The organism is Corallococcus terminator (assembly GCF_003611635.1).
GTDB lineage: Bacteria > Myxococcota > Myxococcia > Myxococcales > Myxococcaceae > Corallococcus > Corallococcus terminator.
Map to the genome: position 1 here is coordinate 1 of NZ_RAVZ01000476.1, position 5660 is coordinate 5660.

The 5660-nt window shown below is 65.6% G+C and carries 6 protein-coding genes; 5 read left to right on the top strand and 1 reads right to left on the bottom strand.

The features are described from left to right. Positions 1 to 23: 23 nt before the first annotated feature. Genes D7V88_RS38340 through D7V88_RS38360 form a run of 5 tightly spaced genes read left to right on the top strand, consistent with a single transcriptional unit; the run spans position 24 to position 4705 of the window. A complete protein-coding gene (locus D7V88_RS38340) occupies positions 24 to 899 on the top strand; it encodes an SCO family protein (protein ID WP_120545492.1) in 876 nt (291 codons plus the stop codon). After that, positions 896 to 1942 (top strand): cytochrome c oxidase subunit II, encoded by a 1047-nt coding sequence (gene coxB / locus D7V88_RS38345; RefSeq protein ID WP_120545487.1) that lies wholly within the window; start codon positions 896 to 898, stop codon positions 1940 to 1942. Before D7V88_RS38340 ends, coxB begins: the two co-directional genes overlap by 4 nt. Beyond that, positions 1926 to 3602: a cytochrome c oxidase subunit I gene (locus D7V88_RS38350; RefSeq protein WP_120545488.1), complete on the top strand. Its 1677-nt coding sequence runs from the start codon at positions 1926 to 1928 to the stop codon at positions 3600 to 3602. Before coxB ends, D7V88_RS38350 begins: the two co-directional genes overlap by 17 nt. Further along, a complete protein-coding gene (locus D7V88_RS38355; RefSeq protein WP_120545489.1) occupies positions 3595 to 4257 on the top strand; it encodes a cytochrome c oxidase subunit 3 family protein in 663 nt (220 codons plus the stop codon). The genes D7V88_RS38350 and D7V88_RS38355 overlap by 8 nt, the downstream gene beginning before the upstream one ends. Positions 4258 to 4267: 10 nt before the next feature. Continuing rightward, on the top strand, positions 4268 to 4705 hold the full coding sequence (locus tag D7V88_RS38360) for a cytochrome C oxidase subunit IV family protein (RefSeq protein ID WP_120545490.1): 438 nt from the start codon (positions 4268 to 4270) through the stop codon (positions 4703 to 4705). Positions 4706 to 4799: 94 nt separating this feature from the next. Here the strand turns inward: D7V88_RS38360 and D7V88_RS38365 are convergent, their stop codons facing one another. Next, the gene (locus D7V88_RS38365) at positions 4800 to 5507 is read right to left on the bottom strand and encodes a DUF481 domain-containing protein (RefSeq protein WP_120545491.1); all 708 of its coding nucleotides are present in this window, start codon (positions 5505 to 5507) and stop codon (positions 4800 to 4802) included. Positions 5508 to 5660: the final 153 nt, after the last annotated feature.

Here is a 5660-nt window from a genome sequence, read left to right on the forward strand (position 1 = left end):
CACCCAAGACGCGCCCCCTCGCCATGCCGTCCCTCCTTCCGAACACCTCCGCCCGCTCCGCCGGGCTCCTCGCGGCGCTCGTGCTGGTGTTCGCCAGCGCGCTGCCCGCGTCCGCCCTGCCGGGTGGAGGCCGGACGCCCCGCGCCATCGTGGAGGCGGACTCCGACCTGCCCCCGCCCATCAGCGGCGTGGACGTGCAGGAGCACCTGGGCGAGCCCATCCCCCTGGAGACCCGCTTCCTGGACTCCTCGGGGGAAGAAGTGCGGCTGGGGACCCTGCTGTCGAAGACGCGCCCCACCCTGCTCACGCTGGTGTACTACGAGTGCCCCATGCTCTGTAGCCTCGTCCTCAACGAACAGGTCCGTGTGATGCGCGACCTGGGGCTTGAGCTGGGCAAGGATTACGAGGCCCTCACCGTCAGCATCGACCCGAAGGACACCCCGGGTCAGAGCAGCGAGCGCCGCCGCAAGTACCTGCAGTCCATGGGCAAGCCGGAGACGGCTCCGTGGCATTTCCTCACCGGCACCGACGAGAACATCCGCAAGCTCGCCGACGCCGTGGGCTTCCAGTACACGTATGAGCCGAGCACGAAGCAGTACGCCCACCCCGCGGTGGTCACCGTGCTCACCCCGGAGGGGAGCATTTCGCGCTACCTCTACGGCACGTCGTTCGACCGCCAGAACGCGAAGCTCGCGTTGCTGGAAGCAGCGGGCGGTCGGGTTGGGACGAGCGTCGATCGCATCGTCATGTCGTGTTTCAAGTATGACACCGCCACGCGGCGGTACGGTTTCTACATCTTCGGATTCATCCGCCTGGGTTCCCTCGCCGTCTTCGGGGCCCTGGCGACGATGCTGATCTATTTCTGGAGGCGCGAGCTGAAGAAAGGCGCGACTACATGAGCGACCTGGCCAACCAATTCCTGTTCCTCCCGGAGCGCGCGTCCACGTTCGCGGAACGGGTCGACTTCCTGCACTACTTCGTCGTCGGTACGACGATGGTGATGTCCGCGGGCGTCGGTCTCGCGGCGCTCTTCATGTTCTTCCGCTACCGTCGGCGGGAGGCCCACCAGACGACGGAATACGTCGTGCCGGACCTGAAGACGGAGTTTCTCTTCGTCTCCGTGCCGCTGGTGTTCTTCCTGGCGTGGTTCGCCATCGGGTTCCGGGACTTCACCTGGTACACCACTCCGCCCAAGGACTCGATGGATGTCTACGTCATGGGCAAGCAGTGGATGTGGAAGTTCTCCTATCCCGAAGGCCCCAACGGCGTGAACGTGCTGCACGTGCCGGCCAACCGCCCGGTGCGTCTGCTCATCACGTCCCGCGACGTCATCCACTCCTTCTACGTCCCGTCCTTCCGCATCAAGATGGACGCGCTGCCGGGCCGCTACACGCAGGCCTGGTTCGAGGCGACGAAGCCCGGCACGTACCAGGTGCTCTGCACCGAGTACTGCGGTCTGTCGCACTCGAAGATGCTGGCCGAGGTCGTCGTGCTCGCGCCGGAGGACTACGAGAACTGGCTGAAGGAGCAGCAGCGCGGCCGCCTGCAGGACCGGCAGGACGCGCTCGCGGACACCTCGCTGGTGCCGCCCGTGGCCCGCATGTCGGAGCAGGGCCAGAAGCTGGTCGGCACGCAGGGCTGCCTGGGCTGCCACTCGGTGGACGGCTCCAAGCACATCGGCCCCACCTTCCTGGGCATGTACGAGCGCACCGAGAAGCTCGCCGACGGCCAGGACATCCGCGTGGATGAAGCCTACATCACCCAGTCGATGATGGACCCGGGCGCGCACATCGTCGCCGGCTACCAGAACGTGATGCCGACCTACCAGGGCAAGCTGCAGGGCCCTGAGTCCGCCGCCATCGTCGAGTACATCAAGTCGCTGCGCACTCCGAACGTGCGCGAGAGCGCTTCCGAGGGACCCGCTTATGACCCCATCCAGTAGCATCGCCGCGCCGGGGGCAGTTCCCGGCCATGAGGCGACCGACGACCACGGCCACCACCCGAGCTATCTGACGGACGGCACCACGGTGAAGTCGTGGCTGCTGACGGTGGACCACAAGCGCATCGGCATCATGTACATGGCCTGGGTGCTGCTCTTCTTCCTGGTGGGCGGCATCTTCGCGCTGCTCATCCGGATCGAGCTGCTGACGCCCGGTCCGACCATCATGGACGCGATGACGTACAACCGCGTCTTCACGCTGCATGGCATCGTCATGATCTTCCTGTTCATGATCCCTGCCATCCCGTCCATCTTCGGCAACTTCATGTTGCCGCTGATGCTGGGCGCGAAGGACGTGGCGTTCCCGCGGCTGAACCTCCTGTCGCTCTACGTGTACCTGGCGGGCGCGGGCTTCGCGCTCTGGGGCATGCTCAACGGCGGCCTGGACACCGGCTGGACGTTCTACACGCCGTACAGCGCGCACACGACGACGTCGGTGGCGCCGGTGCTCTTCGGCGCGTTCATCATCGGGTTCAGCTCCATCCTCACGGGCATGAACTTCATCGTCACCACGCACACCATGCGGGCGCCGGGCATCACCTGGTTCAAGATGCCGCTGATGGTCTGGGCGCTCTACGCGACCAGTTGCATCCAGGTGCTGGCGACGCCGGTGATTGGCCTGCTACTCCTCTTGGTGACGGCGGAGAACCTGTTCAGCCTGGGCATGTTCGATGTCGCCCGCGGCGGTGACCCGGTGCTCTTCCAGCACCTGTTCTGGTTCTACAGCCACCCGGCCGTGTACATCATGGTGCTCCCGGCGTTCGGCGTGATGAGCGAGATCGTCGCCACGTTCAGCCGCAAGAACATCTTCGGCTACCGCGCGGTGGCGTACTCCAGCGTGGGCATCGCCTTCGTGGGCTTCTTCGCCTGGGGCCACCACATGTTCGTGTCCGGCCAGTCGACCTTCAACGCCGGCGTGTTCGGCGTGCTGTCGATGCTGGTGGGCGTGTTCACGGCCATCAAGGTCTTCAACTGGGTGGGCACCGTCTACAAGGGCGCGGTGGAGTTCAGCACCCCGTTCGCCTACTTCTGCGGCTTCCTGTTCTTCACCGTGTTCGGTGGCATGACGGGCATCGCGGTGGCAACGGTGTCGCTGGACGTGCCGTGGCACGACACGTACTTCGTCGTGGCGCACTTCCACTTCATCATGGTGGGCGCGACGATCATGGCCTTCCTGGCCGCGCTCCACTACTGGTTCCCGAAGATGTTCGGCAAGACGTACCACGAGGGATGGGGCCTGGTGTCCGCGGCGCTCATCATCCTGGGCTTCAACGCGACGTTCATCCCCCAGTTCCTCGTGGGCAACGCGGGCATGCCGCGCCGCTACTACGAGTACCCGGAGCGCTTCCAGGCGCTGAACGTGGCGTCCACGGCCGGTGCGTCGCTGTTGGCGTTCGGGTTCATCATCATCGCCATCTACCTGACGTACGCGCTCATCTACGGAGAGCGTGCGGACAACCCGTGGAACAGCAAGGGCTACGAGTGGCTGACGGCGTCTCCGCCGCCGACCCACAACTTCATTGGCCCCCAGCCGACCTACCCGGAGGAGCCCCACTTCTACGTGGATCCGAACACGGGCAAGGGCGAGGTGTCGGATGTCTAGCGCGCACGTGACGCCGGGCTCGGTGCCCGGTCCGAAGCTGGCCGCCCACTTCGCGTCGCTGGAGGTGCAGAAGCACGCGGCGCGGCTGGGCATGTGGCTGTTCCTGGCCACGGAAATCCTGCTCTTCGCCGGTCTGTTCGCGTGCTACGCGGCGTACCGCTTCCTGTTCCCGGAAGCGTGGGCCGCGTGCAGCCGAGAGCTGGACCTGACGATGGGCACCATCAACACGGTGGTGCTCATCACCTCCTCGTTCACCGCCGCCATGGCGGTGCACTACGCCAAGGAGGGCAAGAACAAGATGGTGGGGCACATGTTCGTGCTCACCCTGCTGATGGCGGTGGCGTTCCTCGTCATCAAGTACTTCGAGTACAAGCACAAGTTCCACATCGGGACGCTGCCGGGCCGGTACTACTTCTACGAAGGCATCCAGTTGCCGGGCGCCCCGCTGTACTTCACGGTGTACTTCGCCTCCACCGCGCTGCACGGTCTGCACGTCATCATCGGCATGACGGTGCTGATGTTCTCCACGGTGCGCGCGTACCGCGTCGGTGACTTCAGCGCGAACAACTACACGATGGTCGAACTGGGCTCCATGTACTGGCACCTCGTCGACCTGGTGTGGATCTTCCTCTTCCCGATGCTGTACCTGGTCTGAGGGATACGACATGGCCATCGCCAACGAATCGCATCAGGAAGAGCACAACATGCAGGAGCACCACGGGGCCGGTCGCTACGTGGTCATCTGGGTGGTCCTGCTGGTGCTCACGCTCGTCACCGTCTTCACGGGCCGCATGCACCTGCCGGACTTCGGCTTGCTGCTCGCGCTCGTCATCGCCAGCGTGAAGGGTACGCTGGTGGCGCTGTACTTCATGCACCTGTCCGAGCACCGCGGCGCGAACCGCCTGGTGTTCGGCGTGTCCATCGTCTTCGTGGTGCTGCTCATCGGCTTCACGCTGATGGACTTCGGCACGCGCTTCCGTCTGGCCAACCCTCCGGGCTCGCAGTACAGCGACCTGCAGGCGGTGGACATCGGCGCGAACAAGGCCGAGGGCCGCCAGGGCGGGCACCTGGACGAGAAGCAGAAGAAAGAGACGCACGAGTAGCTTCGTCGTCGTCCCCTTGAAGCACGAACGCGGCGCCCGGGATTCTTCCCTGGCGCCGCGTCGCTTTTGCGGGGTCCTTCGCTGACGGCCGCGACTACAGCGCGATGGTCAGGTTGAAGGAGAGCGCCGTGTCGGTGGACACCTTGCCCGGGGGCGGGGCGCTGTCCGACTTCACGAGGAAGCCCACGCCCAGGGCCAGCGCGTCGGTGAGGTTGGCCATCACCTGCGTCTGGCTGTTGAAGAGCACGCGGGACTCGGTGATGACGCTCACCAGGATCTCCGCCTCTTCCTGGAAGGTGATGTCCTTGGAGATGCCGTAGCGGAACAGGGCACCGAAGCGGGGGCCACCGATGTCCACGTCCGGCAGGTCCATGCGCACCGGGTAGTACTGGAAGCGCGTCTCGCGGGCGTAGCGGAAGGCGAAGTCGGTGCGCAGCGTGGCGTCCCGCGTGCCCAGCTTCTCGTCCTTCTTGGTGTCGAACCAGAGGATGCTGGCGCCGGCTTCACCGTAGGGCCGCGACTCGACGCTGCCGACGTGGTCCGTCAGGGCGCCCGCCAGCAGGTAGCCGCTGAGGTGTTCGGTGAAGCGGCGGTCACCACGCAGCTCGATGCCGGCGTTGAGGGCCACCACCTGCGACAGCGACTCGACCTCCCCTTCCAGTTGGGGCGGGCGGCTGCGGCCGTACGCGCCGAAGGCCTTCACCGAGTAGATCCAGTGCTCCGTCTTGCGCAGCGCGCTCGCGAGCCCGCTCACCGTCAGGGTGGACGCGTTGCCCGTGAGGGAGATGAGGCTCAGGCCCACGCTGACATCCCAGGTGCTGGGCTTGCAGCGACGTGGCGAGCAGCAGTGCGACGGGGAGCATCGGGTTTCCTTGGGTCTGGTGCTGGCACGGCGAACGCGCCTGCGTGGGAGCGATGGTGACCGGGCTCCCTTTTCCGGCGTGCACTTCTTAGC